Genomic DNA, 19,553 nt, shown 5'->3' on the forward strand with positions numbered 1-19,553 from the left:
TTAGTCCTCCGTTAGCGGTTTAAAGCGACGAAGCTCGGTTAGACGGTAGCCTGTGTAGTTACCTAGTAACAAGATGGTCGCTAGGATAACCAGTTGTAGACCGATAAAGTTAAACGTTAAGTGTTGAATAAACGGGTTAGTCATACTCAGGTAAATAAGAACCGCAGTAAATAGAGAGCCACCACCTTGCAGTGCAACCTCTTTTGCACCTTCTTCTTCCCATAGAATAGACATACGTTCAATAGTCCAAGATAGGATAATCATTGGGAAGAAGGTAATTGATAGCCCTTCAGTTAAGCCGACTTTAAACGCGACCACGGTAAACACAGAGATAATCATGATTACCGTAATGATCACGGCAGATATCCTGGCTACCAGTAGCAGGTTGAGCTTAGACAAGTAACTTCGAATAATCAGACCCGTACCAACGATCAGTAGGAAACCGACAATACCCGTAATTAATTGAGTTTGAACAAAGGCCACCGCAATTAAAACAGGCATGAAAGTACCAGAGGTTTTCAAGCCAATGATGACACGTAAGAATACAACAATAAGTGCACCGATAGGGATCAGCATGATGGTTTTAAACATCGCTTGCTCTTCTAGCGGTAAGCTGTGAATCGATAGGTTTAACAGTTGGTCGGCAGAAACTTTGCTATTGGTTGCTTCCGTCGGAGAAACCTCTTGAGCAATCATAGAGAAGTGAACTTTACTGTTCTTACCACCCACAACATCCAATAGGGAGATGTTCGACTCATCCCAAATCAGTAGGTTAGTATGAAGTTGCTGCTCACTTGATTCTGGTGAGAACAAAATCCACTGGTCATTATCCCAAATTTGGTTCATTTGCTGGATAGACTGGCGACGACGACCATCTTCTAGCTCAATAACACCAACCACTTTGTTGTGGATGTCTGCCGCTGAAAGTAGTTTGTGTATTGCTTCCACCTTACTCATGCTATTTAAGAGCAGCGCTGAGTTTTGGCTGTCTGGATCATTGAGTGTCTTGATCAGTTCGCGAGTGAAAGTTTGGTTGTCTGCTGAGCGCTTGGTTGCTTGAACAATCAAGGCCAATGCTGCCGCTTCTTCTGGGCCATCAAAGCTTGGTTTTACTACCTCACCTTGAGGTGGTATAGCGTCCACTTTCGCTTGGTTATCTACTAGGAATTGAGTCTTATAGTATATGGTTTGCGGGCCATCAGCGTGACGAATAGACCATTCAGCCCGGCGACCTGACTCAGTATTCAAGTATGAAATGCCGTAGCCTGGCGACGACGCGGATTCGCCAATAAGGGTGAAATTAGACTGAGTGTGAGGAGCCGCTAAGGACACTTTGGCTTCTTTACCAATCGCATTGAACTCGATACGAGCTTCGATGTCCCAAACCTGCCTAGTTTCCCCTGGAGTCCAAGGCACACCGTAGGTGGTATGCCTAAAGATACTGAGTGTTATACCTGCCACAATGAGCAGGAAAATCGAGATATAAAATGGAATTCTTGACGTCATAGCTAACCCTATTCTTGTTATTTGGCTTCCGTTTGTACGTACTGTTTACTTACATCCACTAATGCAATGTCTTTAATAAATTCGCGTCCCAGTAATACAGGGTGACTCATTTGAGAGCGATCCGCCAATGTAAATTGCGCTTTTTCATGGATTTTTCCAACTTTGACCCACAATTCGATCACCGCTCGACGTTCTGCTTGTTCACCGGTAGCCTGACGAATTTTTACGTAGCGTAGAACCGGTGCTTCAATCCATTTCTGGTCTTCAGTTGCTTGTGCTTTATCAACTAAATGGAACTTGATCCATTTTTTACCGTCACGCTCAAATTCCTTGATGTCGACTGCGTTTAGAGAAGAGGTGGTCGCGCCTGTATCTACACGAGCATCAAAACTCTGATTGATTGAATCTATCAGCACTTTTTCGATTCCGCCCAGCACCGTCGGCTGTTCAGGTGTTGTCGTGACTGGAGCTATGACTGCTGCGACAACAGGTTCTTCTTCTTTTAACGTTTCAACTTCTTGCTTTTCGATGGTGGTTAAATGGACATCAAGCTGTTTAGATAACGTAATGATTTCTTCTTCTAAGCTTTCGATATAATCACTCTGATTACTGAGTTGCAGCTCAAGGTTTTGCACCTTATTGGCGATGTTTGTCTCTGAACGGTTAATTGCGTCGAGAGTTTCCTGGTGGTAGGCAGCACCGTTGGTGAGGGTACAGCCAGAGAGCAAACCAACCGCCACTATTGGCGATAATCGCTTAAACATAAAAAAACCTTTGAGAATTTGAGAATAGTTCAGACTATTTAGAAGTTTAGCCCACAAAAAAGGATGCGTGAAGCATCCTATTGTAAGAGTCTGGTCATATTGGATCGCAATGTGAGCATTGCACCAATTATTGTTCTTTGAAATAGCTTACTTATTAATCATAAGTCATTTGCTGTTCCATTTTCGCTATTTTTAACCCACTTTTCCACAAAGTAAATGGCATTCGAGCTTTGTGAAATCTATGGCTTAGTTGCGACAAGAATCGCGCGTCTTGGTGCCGGGTGTCCCTCAACCGTTTTACTTGGATCATTTGGATCGAGGTAATCGGGTAGAGAGTTGTGTGTCATCCACTCTGTTGTACGTTGTTCACCAATGGTAGTGACATTTTCATCCACAATGCGTACGTCTTTAAAGCCAACCTGTTCAAGCCAGCGTTTCAGTGCGCGGGCAGAAGGGAAGAAGTAGACATTTCTCATCTGCGCATAACGGTCAACAGGTACCAATACTGCATTTTCATCGCCTTCAATCACCAAGGTTTCAAGTACCAATTCACCGCCAGAGACCAGTTGATCTTTAAGCTGAATTAAATGATCAAGAGGGGAACGACGGTGGTACAGCACACCCATGCTAAATACCGTATCGTACGCTTCAAGTTTAGGCAGCTGTTCAATACCTAGAGGTAAAAGGTGAGCGCGTTGATCATCGCCCATCAACTTACGAATTGCTTCAAACTGAACTAAAAATAGATGAGAAGGATCGATACCTACCGTTAAGCGAGCACCTTCCCCCAGCATGCGCCACATGTGATAGCCATTGCCGCAACCCACATCAAGCACCGATCGGTTTTTCAATGGAGAGATATGCGGAAGTACGCGATCCCATTTCCAGTCACTGCGCCACTCGGTATCGATATGAATGTCATGCACCTTGTAAGGGCCTTTTCTCCAAGGGTGGAAAGTCTTCAATAAGCTCTCTAGTTTTTTAAGCTCCCCGGTATGAAACGGCGTAGAGCTACCAATGGTTACTGATTCTTTCAGGTCAACTTGATCAGGCACACCTTGTGGGATCTTGTTGAGTGCACGTAACCAACGGTCGAAGTCGCCGTGCTCAGCATTTTGCCAATCTGTCAGCTGTTGTGGCAGTACATTTAACCAAGGCTGAAGGCGAGTATCTTGGGCAATAAGTTGATAAAAATTAGCAAAATTAAACATGGGTAATATAAACCGTTGTGGAATTCATAATGTGTGTGACGTTTGTCATCACAGTACTGGAAAGAGATTAAAGTTCGATGGAATCACTTTTAGCTGATAACGCTCTACTTAATCGCGAACATAGAACCAAAGTTGAAGCACTGGAACCAGACTTCGCTGCTCGAGAAGCCGATTTTATTAAAGCGTTCTTTATGGACCGGAATAGAGTCTGGACGCATCACATTTTCGATCGCACTGCGCTTTTGGCTAACTTCTAACTCGCTGTATCCGTTGGCACGTTTGAAATCATGGTGCAGGTCGATAAGCAGTTCATTTGAGCTTTCGTCTTCGAAGACGTACTTTTCTGACAGGATTAAGATGCCACCTGGGCGTAAGCCTGCGTGAATTTTCTCAAGCAAAGCGTATCGGTCATCTGGCGACAGAAATTGCAGCGTAAAGTTAAGCACCACAACAGAGGCGTCTTTGATTTCTACTTCGCGAATATCCGCTTCAATCACTTCTACCGGAGTGTCACTGCGGTAAGCATTAACGTGCAATTTGCAGCGCTCAACCATGGCTTCTGAATTATCGATAGCGAAAATAGTGCAGCCTTCTTGCTGAATGTGACGACGCATAGAAAGTGTCGCAGCACCAAGCGAGCAGCCAAGGTCGTAAATATTTGAATGTGGCTTTACAAAGCGCTCAGCCAGCATGCCGATTGCAGAGATGATATTGCTATAACCAGGCACCGAGCGTTGAATCATATCCGGAAATACTTCAGCAACCCTTGCATCAAAGGTGAAGTCTCCAATCTTATCAATAGGAGCGGAAAAGATGTTGTCTTTGTTGCTCATGGCATTCTCTCTCGACAGTCAGCGTAATGGGCACAGAATTCGAACCCAATAAAAGGGGGCGTATTTTACGTAAAAAAAGAACGACTGTCACGAAAACTGCGATTACGGTTAAGGATTGCTGCTGTATGTATAACAAGTCTTAAAACATCGAGATTTGATGGTTGTCTTTTTGAACGGGAAATTGGGCAAGATCAGGCAGTAATAATGACGTACTTTCAGAGACTTGCTTTTGTAATCGTTGATAAATCGCGAGCGCAAGCTCTGGCGCATGGTTGTTGTCTGGCGTGTGGATCATTAAATAAGGCTGCTTACCTTCAGTAAGCCAGCTTGGAATTTTGGCAAACCAAGGTTTAAAAAACTCAAGATTAGGTTCTTGATCTGGGTGACCAATAAAGCGAATCATTGGGTTATTCGCCGTTGCAATCGCATGAACGGGCACGCGTGGCTTGACCTTATGAGCATCAATAACGGCTTCAGTTGTCGGCGGCGCAGAAAAAACAGGGCGACTATCCATAATGATGCGGTTAATACCTTCTTCCACAAGCCATTGGTTAAAGCGTTTTTCAGCATCCCCTTTATCAAAGAAACCGAGATGGCGAACTTCGACGCCGAGCGACATATCTTTTGGAAATAAGGTGCAAAATTTTCGCAGAATAGGAAGCATGCTAGGCTCAAAGCTGTGCGGTAGCTGTATGGTCCACTGGCCAATGCGATCATGAAGGGGTGACATCGTCATTAAGAACTCTTTGAGCTCGGCTTGGCAGTGTCTAAGTTGCTGCTGGTGGGTGATAAACTTGGGCAGTTTAAAGGTGAACCTGAAGTCATCGTGGCTTGCCGCTTTCCAGTTATGTACTGTCGACGTACTCGGCGTAGCGTAAAAGGTCGTATTGCCCTCAACGGTATGGAAAACTTGCGTGTACTTTTCAAGGCGCTCTGCGGGTTTGGTTCCCTTGCCATAGAACTGACTTTGCCACTCGGAGTGAGACCACATGGTTAATCCAAGTCTTAGAGGTAAAGTTTCTGTTGTTATTACACGATCATCCATCTACTACACCGTTATTCATCACGCCATCAGACATTACAAAAAGTTTTTGGGTTGAAACGAAAATCTACTGTACGAGAGTTTTGCTGATTAAGGTACTTTCGAGATATAATTGTCGCAATTTTTTTGGTTTTGGTGAATCTTTGCGCGTTTGATGAACTAAAAAGCAGCAAAGCCAGATAAAACACAATAAATTCGAGTGTGGAAGGTCGATTTTAACCGAGTTTCCGCGTATAAATGATTCCTTGCTTTGTTAGGTAAAAGGCTCTGTAGGGCTATTTTTGACACCTACAGCTTGGAAATTAGTAAATTATTAAGAGATTGGGAAATTCATTATGCGTACCCATTACTGTGGTAACCTGAACAAGTCCCTGGCGGGACAAACTGTAGAATTGTGCGGCTGGGTAAACCGTCGCCGTGATTTAGGCGGTCTTATCTTTATTGATATGCGTGATCGTGAAGGCATCGTTCAGGTTGTTGTCGATCCAGATATGAAAGATATCTTCCCGATCGCTAACCAACTGCGTAATGAATTCTGTATCAAGTTTGCTGGTGAAGTACGTGTTCGTCCGGACAGCCAAGTAAATAAAGACATGGCTACTGGTGAAGTAGAACTTTACGCGACTGGTCTAGAGATCATCAACCGTTCAGAAGCGCTTCCACTAGACTTCAACCAAACGAACTCTGAAGAGCAGCGTCTAAAGTACCGTTACATCGATCTTCGCCGTCTAGAAATGAGCGACCGCATCAAGCTTCGTGCTCGTGCTTCTAGCTTCGTTCGTCGTTTCCTAGACGAGAACCTGTTCCTAGACATCGAAACGCCAGTACTAACGAAAGCGACTCCAGAAGGCGCGCGTGACTACCTAGTACCAAGCCGTGTTCATAAAGGCAGCTTCTACGCACTTCCTCAATCTCCTCAGCTGTTCAAGCAACTGCTGATGATGTCTGGTTTTGACCGTTACTACCAGATCGTTAAATGTTTCCGTGACGAAGATTTACGTGCTGACCGTCAGCCTGAATTTACTCAGATCGATATCGAAACATCGTTCATGTCTTCTCAAGAAGTACGTAACATCACTGAAAAGCTAGTTCACGATATGTGGAAAGAGCTTCTAGATGTTGAACTAGGTCAATTCCCAGTAATGCCTTTCTCTGAAGCGATTCGTCGTTTCGGTTCTGATAAGCCAGATCTACGTAACCCGCTAGAGCTAGTTGACGTGGCTGACTTAGTTAAAGACGTTGAGTTCAAAGTATTCTCTGGCCCTGCTAACGATGAAAAAGGTCGCGTAGCGGTTATCCGTGTACCAGGCGGTGCTAAGCTAACTCGTAAGCAAATCGACGGTTACGCAGAACATGTAAATATCTACGGCGCGAAAGGTCTAGCATGGATGAAGGTTAACGACCGTGCTGCAGGCATGGAAGGTATTCAATCTCCAGTCGCTAAATTCCTAAGCGAAGACGTAATCAACGGTATTCTAGAGCGCACTCAAGCTGAATCTGGCGATATCATCCTATTTGGTGCAGACAAAGCGGGCATCGTTGCTGAAGCAATGGGGGCACTTCGTCTTAAACTAGGTGCTGATCTAGAGCTAACCGACACCTCTGCATGGGCTCCACTGTGGGTTGTTGACTTCCCAATGTTTGAAGAAGACGGCGAAGGTAACCTACACGCAATGCACCACCCGTTCACATCTCCACTAGGTGTGACTGCGGAAGAGCTAAAATCGAACCCAGCAGCAGCAAATTCTGATGCATACGACATGGTCATCAACGGCTATGAAGTCGGTGGTGGTTCTGTACGTATTCACAACGCAGAAATGCAAACAGCGGTATTCGGTATCCTAGGTATTGAAGCTAAAGAGCAACAAGAGAAGTTTGGCTTCCTGCTTGAAGCGCTTAAGTACGGCACGCCACCACACGCAGGTCTAGCATTCGGTCTTGACCGTCTAGCAATGCTGCTTTGTGGTACTGAGAACATCCGTGACGTTATCGCATTCCCTAAAACTACCGCTGCAGCATGTCTACTTACAGACGCGCCAAGCCTAGCAAACCCAGCATCACTGGAAGAGCTATCGATCGCGGTTAAAATTGCTCAAAAAGAAGAGTCTGCTGAATAAGCGCAACACTTAATCTTTTAAGTGACTCTTTATTGGAGTGACTTTTTGTTTATGTAAATAGAAATGCCCGTTAATTTAACGGGCATTTTTTTTGTCGTTAGATATACTAAGCGCAATCATAAAATCATGTATAAATAATCAGTATTCAAAGTTATGTCTATTATATTAGGGATTGACCCTGGCTCTCGCATTACTGGCTATGGCGTGATTCGTCAAAATGGCCGTCATCTTTATTACTTAGGTAGCGGTTGTATCCGTACCTCAGAAAAAGAGCTACCGGGCCGGCTCAAACAAATCTATGCGGGGGTGAGTGAAATCATTACTCAGTTTCAACCCGATGTGTTTGCGATTGAGCAAGTCTTTATGTCAAAGAATGCCGACTCTGCACTTAAGCTCGGCCAAGCTCGCGGCAGTGCGATTGTAGCGGCGGTCAATGCGGATCTCCCCGTCCATGAATATGCTGCTCGTTTAATTAAGCAAGCGGTGACAGGTAATGGTGGTGCTGATAAGTCGATGGTTCAAAATATGGTGATGAGCATGCTTAAGTTACCCGCAAAACCACAGGCTGATGCTGCCGATGCTCTAGGCGTAGCAATCACTCACGCTAATACTAATAAAACCTTGATAGCGCTTGCAGGTAAAGCTACAGGCGCGAGAAAAGGCCGTTACCGTTAATGGTCATCCCATCATTTATGATCCTATCCTAATTGGTGAGTCTAGCAGGCTGCTTGGGTCATACCTAAATTGTACTTGTCTCAATCTTGTTGAAATACTTTGAATCAAAGGCTGATATTTGTACGCCATGTCGCCTCAGTAAAAGAGCTAGTCGAAAGCTTGAATCACGTCGTTTCAAAAGCCAAACAAGCGAAAAATATTTCATCACACAAACACAAAGAACTGGATAAGTATCCAGTTCTTTTATATTCTGTCCCCAAATTATATTCCATCAAGAGAGTGCATTGTGATCGGACGTCTACGCGGTACATTAATAGAAAAACAGCCACCAGAGTTATTAATTGAAGTGAGTGGTGTTGGCTATGAGGTTCAAATGCCAATGAGTTGTTTTTATGAATTACCTCCTGTGGGCGAAGAGGCAATCATCTACACGCACTTTGTGGTACGTGAAGACGCCCAGTTGCTTTATGGCTTTAACACGGTTAAAGAGCGTGCGCTGTTCCGCGAAGTCATCAAAGCAAACGGGGTCGGCCCTAAGCTTGGCCTTGGCATTCTTTCAGGTATGACGGCTAGCCAATTTGTTCAGAGTGTTGAACGTGAAGACATCTCTACACTGGTTAAACTTCCTGGTGTTGGTAAGAAAACCGCAGAACGTCTGGTTGTTGAAATGAAAGACCGTCTGAAAGGGTGGGGTGCGGGTGACCTATTTACTCCAGCAACGGATGCAGCGCCGATGGATTCGATGCCAACCGTACATGACGCGGAAGAAGAGGCGGTCAGTGCATTACTTGCATTAGGCTACAAGCCTACTCAAGCTTCTAAGGTGGTTTCTCAAGTGGCTCAAGATGGCATGACCAGCGAACAATTGATTCGCGAAGCACTGAAATCGATGGTTTAATACCCCAAATACTTGTTCTACAAAACAGATTCATTCACTTTGCCTTTACACAGAATCAAGAAGCGCAGAGTCAACAAGAGCATCGTTAGGAATAGCAGAATTTATGATTGAAGCCGATCGCCTTATTGCACCGGATAACCCAGTATTCAAAGATGAAGATGTCATTGATCGTGCAATACGCCCTAAAGCACTTGCCGACTATCAAGGTCAGGATCACGTTCGTGGCCAGATGGAAATTTTCATCAAAGCGGCCCAGCTGCGCAATGAGGCGCTCGATCATCTGCTGATATTTGGTCCTCCAGGTTTGGGTAAAACCACGTTGGCGAACATTGTTGCCAACGAAATGGATGTCAATATTCGCACGACTTCAGGGCCTGTATTAGAAAAAGCGGGTGATCTTGCGGCATTGCTGACCAACCTTGAAGAAAATGATGTTCTGTTCATTGATGAGATCCACCGTTTAAGCCCTGTGGTTGAAGAGGTGTTGTACCCAGCAATGGAAGACTATCAGTTGGACATCATGATCGGTGAAGGGCCAGCAGCACGTTCTATTAAGATCGATCTTCCTCCTTTTACTTTGATTGGCGCAACCACTCGTGCGGGCTCACTGACATCGCCGTTACGTGACCGTTTTGGCATCACTCAACGTCTTGAGTACTACAAAGTTGAAGACCTACAAAATATCGTTCAGCGAAGTGCTGATTGCCTTGGCCTTTCGATGGATTCGGAAGGGGCATTAGAAGTTGCTCGTCGTGCACGTGGTACGCCACGTATTGCGAACCGTTTATTGCGTCGCGTCCGTGATTATGCGGAAGTGAAAGGAGACGGACATATTTGCCCAGATGTTGCGGATAAAGCGCTAAACATGTTGGATGTCGATGCCAAAGGGTTTGACTACATGGATAGAAAGCTTTTGCTGGCGATAATGGAAAAGTTCGGTGGTGGCCCAGTTGGCGTTGACAATATGGCAGCTGCGATTGGTGAAGAGAGAGACACTATTGAAGATGTATTAGAGCCTTATTTGATTCAGCAAGGGTATCTGCAAAGAACCCCAAGAGGCCGAATAGCGACAGACAGGGCCTATTTACATTTTGGAATCGATAAACCATCTAATCGATAAAACACTTAATAATCGAAGTTTAAAAGTGGAAACTTGGGTTTCAAATTTGATTTGGTTAACAAAATTAAAAATAACTCCTCACTTTGTTTGTTAGCATTTTGAGGGTGGTTAAGGGGGGTGTGTTTAGTTAATGTTGAGTTTGTGTGGTAGATGTCACAATATGTTATTGATGAACGTTATTTTGACGTAAATTTAACCGAAACCGCTCGAAATTCAACCTAGTTTCCCCGTGTAAACTTGACATAAATCAATGCAGGTTTCGCCTATAAACCTTTTGAAACATGCTGATTTTATCAGTAATATTAGCGTAAGCTATATTAGCTTGAACTTAACAATAATCCAACTATAAAGGTACGTTTTTGCTACAAATTTCAACTTGTAATAACAATTTCATGAATTGTTTTAATGTGGATTTTTGCGGTGATTAATCACACAAGTGTCATTCAGCCGACACAAAGGAGTTACCATGATTGATGTTGTTGATCTGTCGCGATTGCAGTTTGCATTTACAGCGATGTATCACTTCTTATTTGTTCCACTGACTTTAGGTATGGCATTTTTACTTGCCATTATGGAGTCAGTTTATGTAATGACTGGCAAACAAATTTACAAGGACATGACCAAGTTCTGGGGTAAATTGTTTGGTATTAACTTTGCTCTTGGTGTAGCGACAGGCTTAACTATGGAGTTCCAGTTTGGTACTAACTGGTCTTATTATTCTCACTATGTTGGCGACATCTTTGGTGCGCCGTTAGCTATCGAAGCGCTTGTTGCATTCTTCCTAGAGTCTACTTTTGTTGGCCTTTTCTTTTTTGGTTGGGATAGATTGTCAAAGCGTCAGCACTTAGCGGTAACGTGGTTAGTCGCACTTGGCTCTAACTTCTCTGCGCTTTGGATCTTGGTTGCGAACGGTTGGATGCAAAATCCAATAGGTGCGGAATTTAACTTTGAAACCATGCGTATGGAAATGGTGAGCTTCGCTGAAGTTGTACTAAACCCAGTAGCACAGGTTAAATTCGTACACACGGTTGCATCGGGTTACACCACAGGTGCCATGTTCATCCTTGGTATCAGCTCATACTACATTCTTAAAGGGCGCGACCTTGCCTTTGCTCGTCGCTCTTTTGCGATTGCAGCCTCTTTTGGTATGGCATCTATTTTGTCAGTAATTGTACTGGGTGATGAATCTGGCTACGAGCTTGGTGAAGTTCAAAAAGTAAAACTCGCTGCTGTTGAAGCAGAGTGGCACACGGAAGAAGCACCAGCCGCATTTACTTTGTTTGGTATTCCAAACCAAGAAACAATGGAAACGGATTACGCGATTAAGATCCCTTACGTAATGGGTATCATCGCAACGCGCTCTCTTGATGAAGAGGTAACGGGCTTACGTGATCTGCGTGATGAGCACGTCGAGCGTATCCGTACTGGTATGTATGCGTACGAGCTACTTGAAAAGCTACGTGCAGGCGATAAATCTGAAGAAAACATGGCTGCGTTCGACGAAGTGAAAGGCGATCTAGGTTACGGTTTACTTCTTAAGCGCTACACCGATGAAGTTGTTGACGCAACAGAAGATCAAATCCAAATGGCTGCGGATGATTCTATCCCAACAGTTTGGCCTCTATTCTGGTCATTCCGTTTGATGGTTGCTTGTGGCTTCATCATGCTGTTTGTATTCGGTGCTGCGTTTGTTCAAACGTGTCGTCATAAGATCGAACAGAAACCATGGGTACTTAAAGCGGCACTATTCTCAATTCCGTTGCCTTGGATTGCGATTGAAGCGGGTTGGTTTGTTGCTGAGTTTGGACGTCAGCCATGGGCAGTTGGTGAAATTCTGCCGGTTAACGTTGCGGCATCAGCACTGACTATTGAACAGCTTTGGACTTCTCTATTCGCAATTATTGCACTGTACACGGTGTTCCTTATTGCCGAAGTTTACCTAATGCTGAAATTTGCACGTAAAGGTCCAAGCAGCTTAAAGACAGGTCGTTACCACTTCGAACAAAATGATGACTCTGCTGAAGGCAAAGTTAGCCGTTCAGTCGAAGTATAAGTGAGGGAATATTATGTTTGATTACGAAAGTTTACGACTCATTTGGTGGGTGTTGATCGGTGTTTTACTGGTTGGCTTCGCCGTGACTGATGGCTTTGATATGGGTGTTGCAGCCCTTTCACCTGTGATCGGTAAGAGCGACACTGAACGTCGTATTATGCTCAACACGATTGCCCCTCACTGGGACGGCAACCAAGTTTGGCTTATCACGGCAGGTGGTGCATTGTTTGCAGCATGGCCTCTAGTTTACGCAACGTCGTTTTCTGGATTTTACTTTGCCATGTACGTGACGTTAGCTGCGCTTTGGTTACGCCCACTTGCGCTTGATTACCGTTCTAAGATTGAAGAGCCAAAATGGCGTAAAGCTTGGGATTACGCACTTTGCTTTAGTGGTGTAGTGCCACCAATCATTTTTGGTGTTGCCTTTGGTAACCTAATGCAGGGTGTACCATTTGAACTGAACGACCTAATGATGTCTCAATACCACGGCACATTCTTCGCGCTACTAAACCCATTCGCATTACTTTGTGGTGTGTTGGCGCTGATGCTGTTCGTTATGCAAGGGGCAACATGGCTTCAGATGAAGACAACAGAAGCGCTGCATAGCCGTGCTCGTAACGTTGCTCAGATCACTGGCCTAATCGCTATTGCACTGTTTGTTATTGGTGGCTTCTGGGTTCAATCTATTGAAGGCTATGTAATTACGAGCACTATCGATACGTTCGCAGATTCAAACCCATTAAACAAAGAAGTCTCACTTCAAGTGGGTGCTTGGATGACAAACTTTGAAACGTATCCAGCAATGTGGGCTGCGCCGATCCTTGGTGTGGTAATGCCACTGCTTGCTGTGATTGCTTCTCGCTTTGAGCGCGGTGGTTTCGCTTTCTTGTTCTCAAGTCTTTCTAACGCTGGTGTCATCTTAACGGCGGGTTTTGCAATGTTCCCATTCGTAATGCCATCAAGCTTGAACCCTGACCATAGTTTGACTATGTGGGATTCAACCGCAAGTGAGTTAACGCTTGGTCTTATGACTGTCGTTGCTGCGGTAATGGTTCCTGTGATTCTTGGCTACACAACTTGGACATACTACAAAATGTTCGGTCGTCTAGATAAGAAACACATCGAAGATAACGACGTTTCAGCTTACTAAGCTAGAAGTTAAATAACTTAGGAGAAATTTTATGTGGTATTTCGCATGGATTTTGGGTGTACTTCTGGCATGTGCATTCGGCATCATCAATGCTCTATGGCTAGAGCATTCAGAAATGATGGACAAAGACAGTGAGTAATCTCGCAGAGCAAATCGCTAAACTGCATCAACCCATGGATAAGACTCTGCTTAGAGCCTTATCCCTAGTATTGGGTTTCATGCATGTGGGTTTAGTGATGTGGGATCCTGAAGCGTATGCGACAAGCATCGGTGGCTTTAACGCGATCATCGGGCCAATGTTTATTTGGGCAGTATGCTCAAGCATGGTTTACGGTATTGGATTTAAGCCAAGAGCTTGGATGTGGCAGCTACTGTTTAGCCCATATGTTTCACTCACAATTTTGCTCTACCTAACGGTGCTGCGCCTTCTATAAAAGGCAAAGGGTTTAGGTTCATAACAACGTGAACCTTTTATACCTGTTGGGTTTTTAGCCCCAAAGAGGTCATCTTATACAGATGGCCTTTTTTTTCGTCTCTCAAATCAAAAAATTCACAGCGATATACTATTAATGATAAGGAGTTAGGTTATAGTAAGATCTTTATCGTTTTGGATTGTGGTATCAAATTGCAGGGATTATCGAAGCCATTTACGTGGCCAGTGACAGTGTATTACGAAGACACCGATGCGGGTGGCGTTGTATACCATTCAAACTATCTTAAGTTTTTCGAACGTGCTCGGACTGAGATGTTGCGCTCAATTGGCGTTTCTCAGCAAGTATTGTTAGAACAAAACATCGGTTTTGTCGTCCGACATATGGATATCGATTTTATTCAAGGTGCCCGACTTGATGATTATTTACAAGTCATTACAAATATTTACGAGCTGAAGCGAGTAAGCTTGATCTTCTGTCAAGAGATCGTAAATCCTGATGGTAAAGCATTGTGTAAAGCAATGGTTAAGGTAGCATGTATCGACAATCAAAAAATGAAACCAAAGGCAATGCCAACCTTTATTTTTACGGAGCTAACGCATAGTGACTGCTGAAATCTCAATCTTAGGCCTAATTTTAGAAGCCAGTTTACTGGTGAAAATGGTCATGCTTATCCTTATGGGGATGTCTGTCGTTTCTTGGGCAATGATCATAAAAAGAAGCAAAGTATTATCTCAAGCGACTAAACAAACAGAAGCATTTGAAGATAAATTTTGGTCCGGTGTTGATCTGGCTAAGCTTTACCAAGAGAGCAATAAACGCAAAGATGAACTGTCTGGTACTGAAGAAATTTTCTACGCGGGTTTCACAGAGTTTGCTCGTCTTCGAAAATCAAATGCAACATCGCCAGATTTCATTATGGAAGGCACTGGTCGTGCAATGCGTGTCGCGGTTGCTCGTGAAGTGGATGAACTCGAAACCAACTTGCCATTTTTAGCGACCGTCGGTTCTATCAGCCCGTACATCGGCCTATTTGGTACGGTTTGGGGCATCATGCACTCATTCATCGCACTAGGTGAAGTGAAGCAAGCGACATTAGCCATGGTTGCACCGGGTATCGCAGAAGCGCTGATTGCAACTGCGATGGGTCTATTCGCTGCGATTCCTGCTGTAATGGCGTATAACCGCTTCAGTAGCCGAGTGAGTAAGCTTGAGCATAACTACGCGACTTTCTCTGAAGAATTTCACAGCATTCTTCACCGTCAAGCGATGGCTGGCAGGGAATAATAGATGGCTGGATACCAACCTAAAAAACGCAAAATGACGGCAGAGATAAATGTTGTACCCTATATCGATGTTATGCTCGTTTTGCTGATCATTTTTATGGTGACTTCACCGTTTGTGACTCAAGGTGTAGACGTTGAATTACCTGATGCGTCTAGTGCAAAACCGGCACAAGAGCTACTTGACGACAACAACTCTAGCTTTGTAATTGTTCAAGTTAATGCTGAAGGAATCTACGGAGTTAGCTTTAACGACGAAGAAATGGAAAAGGGATTAACTCTGCAAGATATGATGGTTCGCGTGATGGCGCATATCCAAAATAATCCAAATGCACAAGTTGCGGTTGGTGGTGATATAGCAACACCTTATGGCGAAGTCGTTTTACTACTTGATGAATTAAGCCGTGCAGGTGTGCCAAAGGTTGGCCTTTTAACGGATATAAGGGAATAGCTCCGTAGCATTCATGAAAGCGAATAATAAGAAATCCAATAATTTTAGAACACCGCTTCTTATCTCACTTGGGCTGCACGTCATCTTATTCGTTGCGCTCATTTGGGGGGCGGGTTTCACTATGTCAGAGCCTAAGCCTACCGGGCCTATGGTTGAAGCTGTGGTGATTGATCCCCAGTTGGTTCGCCAGCAAGCGCAACAGATCCGTCAGCAAAGAGAGGCAGCGAGTAAGAAAGAGCAACAACGTCTCGATAAATTGAGGCGAGAAAGCGAGCGCCTTGAAAATAATCGTAAAGCGGAAGAAGAGAACATTCGTAAGCTAAAAGAGCAGCAAGCGAAAGAAGCTAAAGCGGCTCGTGAAGCTGAAAAGCGTCGAGTTGAGAAACAGAAACAACGCAAAGCTGAAGAAGCACGTTTACAGCAAGAGCAAGAGAAAGCCGCTAAAGCCGAAGCAGATCGTAAGCTAAAAGAGGCTGCGTTGGTTAAAGCGGAAAATGAGCGAATCGCGAAAGAAGCCGCCATTGCAAAAGCAGAACAACAACGCTTGGCAAAAGAACAAGCTGCAAAAGAGGCAGCTGAAAAAGCGCGTAAAGAACAAGAAGCAGCAGAGCGCGCAGAGCAGCAGCGTATAGCGAAAGAAAAAGAAGCGGCAGCGGCAGCGGAGAAAGCTCGAAAGGCAAAAGAAGCAGCAGCAAGAGCTGAAAAAGAGCGTAAACAACAAGAAGCAGCACTGAACGACATCTTTGCTGGGCTGGAAACTGAGGTGAGCCAGAACTCCTCAGCAAGACAACAGTTTATCAATGATGAAGTGCAGCGTTATGGCGCTATCTATACCCAACTTATTCAGCAGAACTTGTTACTTGAAGACAGCTATCGAGGGCGCTCATGTCGAGTAAATCTTAAGCTTATTCCAACTGGATCGAACGCCATTTTAGGTAGCTTGAGTATCTTAGATGGCGATAGCCGCTTATGTGCAGCAACGAAGCGCGCCGTGGCGCAAGTGCAATCTTACCCATTGCCGAACGAGCCCGACATTGTGAAGTCACTAAAAGACATCAATTTAACTGTATCACCTGAGTAAAAGGACGAACTTGTGTTAAAGAAATTATTACTGAGTTTTGTTTTTGTAATAGCGACGAGCAGCCAGTTTGCACATGCGGCACTGGAGCTGGTTATTACAGACGGTATTAACTCTGCGCGACCAATCGCAATTGTACCTTTCCGGTGGGAAGGTACTGAGCCATTACCGCACGATGTATCAGCAGTTATCGCTTCTGACTTACAGCGCAGTGGTAAATTTAGCCCAGTAACAACCAACAAAATGCCTCAAACACCTTACAGTGAAAGTGAGGTCGATTTTGATGCTTGGACCAGCCTAGGTGTTGACTCATTACTAACAGGCAGCATCACTAAAAATGTCGAAGGGCAATATGTGGTGAACTACCAGTTGATCGATATTGTTCGTGGCCAGCTAACCAAAGGCAAAAGCCGTGCGCTAAGTGATGAAGGCCAATTAGTGCTGTCGAAAGATCACGTTCTATTCAATAAAAAGGCGACAGTGCCCGGCAAGCGCTTGAGAGAGTATGCACACCGTATTTCTGATTTAGCTTATGAAGAATTGACTGGTGAGAAAGGGGCGTTCTTAACTCGTATCGCCTATGTGGTGGTGAACGACAAAGATAAATACCCATACCAACTTCGTGTTGCAGACTACGATGGCTTTAACGAACGTTTGGTTCTTCGCTCTAAGCAACCGCTCATGTCACCAGCTTGGTCTCCCGATGGAAAGCAGCTTGCTTATGTGAGCTTCCAAAATGGCCAGGCTGAAATATTCATCATGAATATTTACACGGGTGAGCGTGAGAAAGTGACGTCATACCCTCGTCATAATGGTGCACCAAGATTCTCGCCTGATGGTAAAACATTGGCTTTGGTACTCTCTAAGACGGGGAGCTTACACGTTTACACCCTTGATCTTGCCAGCCGTAAGCTGACTCAAATTACTCGAGGCCGTTCAAATAATACTGAACCATACTGGCATCCGGACGGTAAGTCTTTGATATTCACATCGGATCGCGGTGGTAAACCTCAGATATATAATGTAAATTTGTCTAATAATTCAATTTCTCGTATTACTTGGCAAGGCAGTCAAAATTTGAGTGGGCAGATCACCCCAGATGGACGATTCCTGATTATGGTGAATCGTAGCAACACTGGTTTTAATTTAGCGAAGCAAGATTTGGAAACCGGTGCTGTTCAGATCCTGACTAAGACTCTGTTGGATAAATCTCCGAGTATTGCACCGAATGGCGGTATGGTTATCTATAGCTCTATTTACAATGAAACTAACGTACTTTCGATGGTTTCTATTGACGGTCGTTTTAAAGCTAGGCTACCCGTAACAAGTGGACGTGTGAAAGCTCCAGCATGGTCACCTTTCCTCTAGTGGAAGTGACTGATTCTATTAGCTATTGATAGTGTTAACTATTGTGGCATTTAAATATCTATAGCACTCTCAGTCGCTGTAGAAACTAAGTTTGATAACGTAAGGAAAAAAAGATGCAACTTAACAAAGTTCTTAAAGGCTTGATGATTGCACTACCAGTGATGGCAGTAACAGCATGTAGCTCAACAGATGAAGCAACATCTGCAACATCTGCTACGGAAAGCAACCAAGCAACTTCAGGTACAGAAAATAACGTAGACACAACTGTTGTAACGCCAATTGATGCTAACGGTCAACTGTCTGAGCAAGAGCTTAAAGAGCAAGCGCTACGTGAAACTCAAACTATTTACTTCGCATTCGATAACTCAACGATCGCTGGCGACTACGAAGAGATGCTATCTGCTCACGCTGCTTACTTAAGCAAAAACGTTGACATGAATGTGACTATTGAAGGTCATGCGGACGAGCGCGGTACTCCAGAGTACAACATCGCACTTGGCGAGCGTCGTGCGCAAGCAGTTGCGAAATACCTACAAGCACTAGGTGTTCAAGCAGACCAAATCTCTATCGTAAGCTACGGTGAAGAGAAGCCACTTCTTCTAGGTCAATCTGAAGAAGTGTACGCGAAAAACCGTCGTGCAGTACTAGTTTACTAATCTTAGTCGACTTTATAGTAGAGGAAGTACCTCATGTTCAGTAACACAAAGCGAGTCGTTTTGCTTTCGTTACTGGCAAGTGCAGCGAACACCACGTTCGCTGCACCAGCTCCAGTATCCGATCTTAATAGTACCGCAACGTCTTTATCATCTTCCTCTCGGTCAGCATCTAGCGAATCAGATATTGATCGGTTAGAGCGCTTGCTTAAAAATCGTAATCTCATTCAGCTTCAAATGCAGCAGCAAATCGACGACATGTCACTGGAGATCAGTGAACTTCGCGGTGAACTGGAACGAAATAGCTACGATATGAAGCAAATGCTTGATCGTCAACGTGAACTGTTTATTGAACTGGATCGTGTCAGAGGCGAGGTGAAAGCAGCAGGAACAGCAACGGTAGCAGTGGCGGCGAGCGAAGGCTCTAAAGATACTTCTGGTACGTTCAGTACTGATGTTGATGAGCAAACGGCTTATCAAAACGCTGTTGATATGATTCTAAAGCAGCGAGACTACACGGGTGCTATTGCAGCATTTCAACAGTTTCAAAAAGACTTCCCAGACTCTACCTTCACACCTAACTCTCATTACTGGTTAGGTCAGCTTTATTTTGCTAAGAAGCAAGATACAGAAGCCGTGAAGAGCTTTGCTGCGGTGGTGTCTTATCAAGACTCCAACAAGCGAGCAGACGCTCTGGTGAAGCTTGGCGACATAGCGGCACGCAATAATAATGCGGAGCAAGCTAAGACTTATTACCAACAGGTTGTGACCGAATATCCAGACAGTGCTTCGGCAAAAGTGGCGAAAACTCACTTATAAAATTAAACTGGGGTGCTTAGGCACTAATGCCGATCAGTTAAGACAATAATCGGCAGATCAGTTGAATGATCCTACCAACATGTAAAAATCCGATAGACCCT

At 44.4% G+C, this 19,553-nt stretch carries 20 protein-coding genes; 15 read left to right on the top strand and 5 right to left on the bottom strand.

Features of this window, described 5'->3' with window-relative positions; translation table 11 throughout:
- From Q1A70_RS09335 to Q1A70_RS09355, 5 genes are all read right to left on the bottom strand, one after another.
- Positions 1 to 1,506 (bottom strand): inactive transglutaminase family protein, encoded by a 1,506-nt coding sequence (locus Q1A70_RS09335; RefSeq protein ID WP_299689656.1) that lies wholly within the window; start codon positions 1,504 to 1,506, stop codon positions 1 to 3.
- Positions 1,507 to 1,523: 17 nt separating this feature from the next.
- The gene (locus tag Q1A70_RS09340; protein ID WP_299689659.1) at positions 1,524 to 2,270 is read right to left on the bottom strand and encodes an ATP-dependent zinc protease; all 747 of its coding nucleotides are present in this window, start codon (positions 2,268 to 2,270) and stop codon (positions 1,524 to 1,526) included.
- A gap of 239 nt (positions 2,271 to 2,509) precedes the next feature.
- Complete coding sequence (gene cmoB / locus Q1A70_RS09345; RefSeq protein ID WP_299689662.1) at positions 2,510 to 3,481, bottom strand: tRNA 5-methoxyuridine(34)/uridine 5-oxyacetic acid(34) synthase CmoB; 972 nt, start codon at positions 3,479 to 3,481, stop codon at positions 2,510 to 2,512.
- A 104-nt stretch (positions 3,482 to 3,585) separates the two neighbouring features.
- A complete protein-coding gene (cmoA, locus tag Q1A70_RS09350; RefSeq protein ID WP_299689665.1) occupies positions 3,586 to 4,314 on the bottom strand; it encodes a carboxy-S-adenosyl-L-methionine synthase CmoA in 729 nt (242 codons plus the stop codon).
- 139 nt (positions 4,315 to 4,453) lie between these two features.
- A complete protein-coding gene (locus Q1A70_RS09355) occupies positions 4,454 to 5,359 on the bottom strand; it encodes a DUF72 domain-containing protein (RefSeq protein WP_299689668.1) in 906 nt (301 codons plus the stop codon).
- A gap of 332 nt (positions 5,360 to 5,691) precedes the next feature.
- Between Q1A70_RS09355 and aspS the strand changes: the two genes are divergently transcribed.
- From aspS to ybgF, 15 genes are all read left to right on the top strand, one after another.
- A complete protein-coding gene (aspS, locus tag Q1A70_RS09360; RefSeq protein WP_299689671.1) occupies positions 5,692 to 7,473 on the top strand; it encodes an aspartate--tRNA ligase in 1,782 nt (593 codons plus the stop codon).
- A 153-nt stretch (positions 7,474 to 7,626) separates the two neighbouring features.
- Positions 7,627 to 8,148: a crossover junction endodeoxyribonuclease RuvC gene (gene ruvC, locus Q1A70_RS09365; protein ID WP_299689674.1), complete on the top strand. Its 522-nt coding sequence runs from the start codon at positions 7,627 to 7,629 to the stop codon at positions 8,146 to 8,148.
- Between the two features lie 286 nt (positions 8,149 to 8,434).
- On the top strand, positions 8,435 to 9,046 hold the full coding sequence (gene ruvA / locus Q1A70_RS09370) for a Holliday junction branch migration protein RuvA (RefSeq protein WP_299689677.1): 612 nt from the start codon (positions 8,435 to 8,437) through the stop codon (positions 9,044 to 9,046).
- A 103-nt stretch (positions 9,047 to 9,149) separates the two neighbouring features.
- Positions 9,150 to 10,166: a Holliday junction branch migration DNA helicase RuvB gene (ruvB, locus tag Q1A70_RS09375; protein WP_299689681.1), complete on the top strand. Its 1,017-nt coding sequence runs from the start codon at positions 9,150 to 9,152 to the stop codon at positions 10,164 to 10,166.
- A 466-nt stretch (positions 10,167 to 10,632) separates the two neighbouring features.
- Positions 10,633 to 12,219, top strand: a complete 1,587-nt coding sequence (gene cydA / locus Q1A70_RS09380; protein ID WP_299689684.1) for a cytochrome ubiquinol oxidase subunit I — start codon at positions 10,633 to 10,635, stop codon at positions 12,217 to 12,219.
- 13 nt (positions 12,220 to 12,232) lie between these two features.
- Positions 12,233 to 13,369, top strand: a complete 1,137-nt coding sequence (cydB, locus tag Q1A70_RS09385) for a cytochrome d ubiquinol oxidase subunit II (protein WP_299689687.1) — start codon at positions 12,233 to 12,235, stop codon at positions 13,367 to 13,369.
- A gap of 31 nt (positions 13,370 to 13,400) precedes the next feature.
- Complete coding sequence (gene cydX / locus Q1A70_RS09390; protein WP_000270284.1) at positions 13,401 to 13,508, top strand: cytochrome bd-I oxidase subunit CydX; 108 nt, start codon at positions 13,401 to 13,403, stop codon at positions 13,506 to 13,508.
- On the top strand, positions 13,501 to 13,803 hold the full coding sequence (gene ybgE, locus Q1A70_RS09395) for a cyd operon protein YbgE (protein WP_017055065.1): 303 nt from the start codon (positions 13,501 to 13,503) through the stop codon (positions 13,801 to 13,803). The genes cydX and ybgE overlap by 8 nt, the downstream gene beginning before the upstream one ends.
- 173 nt (positions 13,804 to 13,976) lie before the next feature.
- Positions 13,977 to 14,414: a tol-pal system-associated acyl-CoA thioesterase gene (gene ybgC / locus Q1A70_RS09400; RefSeq protein WP_299689698.1), complete on the top strand. Its 438-nt coding sequence runs from the start codon at positions 13,977 to 13,979 to the stop codon at positions 14,412 to 14,414.
- A complete protein-coding gene (gene tolQ / locus Q1A70_RS09405; protein ID WP_299689701.1) occupies positions 14,404 to 15,087 on the top strand; it encodes a protein TolQ in 684 nt (227 codons plus the stop codon). The genes ybgC and tolQ overlap by 11 nt, the downstream gene beginning before the upstream one ends.
- A 3-nt stretch (positions 15,088 to 15,090) precedes the next feature.
- Complete coding sequence (locus Q1A70_RS09410) at positions 15,091 to 15,534, top strand: ExbD/TolR family protein (RefSeq protein WP_077680235.1); 444 nt, start codon at positions 15,091 to 15,093, stop codon at positions 15,532 to 15,534.
- 13 nt (positions 15,535 to 15,547) lie between these two features.
- Complete coding sequence (gene tolA / locus Q1A70_RS09415; protein WP_299689729.1) at positions 15,548 to 16,615, top strand: cell envelope integrity protein TolA; 1,068 nt, start codon at positions 15,548 to 15,550, stop codon at positions 16,613 to 16,615.
- 12 nt (positions 16,616 to 16,627) lie between these two features.
- Positions 16,628 to 17,980 carry a Tol-Pal system beta propeller repeat protein TolB gene (gene tolB, locus Q1A70_RS09420; RefSeq protein ID WP_299689731.1) on the top strand — a complete coding sequence of 451 codons (1,353 nt, stop codon included), beginning with the start codon at positions 16,628 to 16,630 and terminating at the stop codon, positions 17,978 to 17,980.
- A gap of 113 nt (positions 17,981 to 18,093) precedes the next feature.
- Positions 18,094 to 18,636, top strand: coding sequence for a peptidoglycan-associated lipoprotein Pal (gene pal / locus Q1A70_RS09425; RefSeq protein ID WP_299689734.1), 543 nt, complete (start codon positions 18,094 to 18,096; stop codon positions 18,634 to 18,636).
- A gap of 33 nt (positions 18,637 to 18,669) precedes the next feature.
- Entirely contained in the window at positions 18,670 to 19,452 is a 783-nt protein-coding gene (gene ybgF / locus Q1A70_RS09430; protein WP_299689737.1) for a tol-pal system protein YbgF, read from the top strand.
- The last annotated feature ends 101 nt before the right edge of the window (positions 19,453 to 19,553 follow it).

The sequence above is a fragment of the uncultured Vibrio sp. genome (assembly GCF_947488985.1).
GTDB lineage: Bacteria > Pseudomonadota > Gammaproteobacteria > Enterobacterales > Vibrionaceae > Vibrio.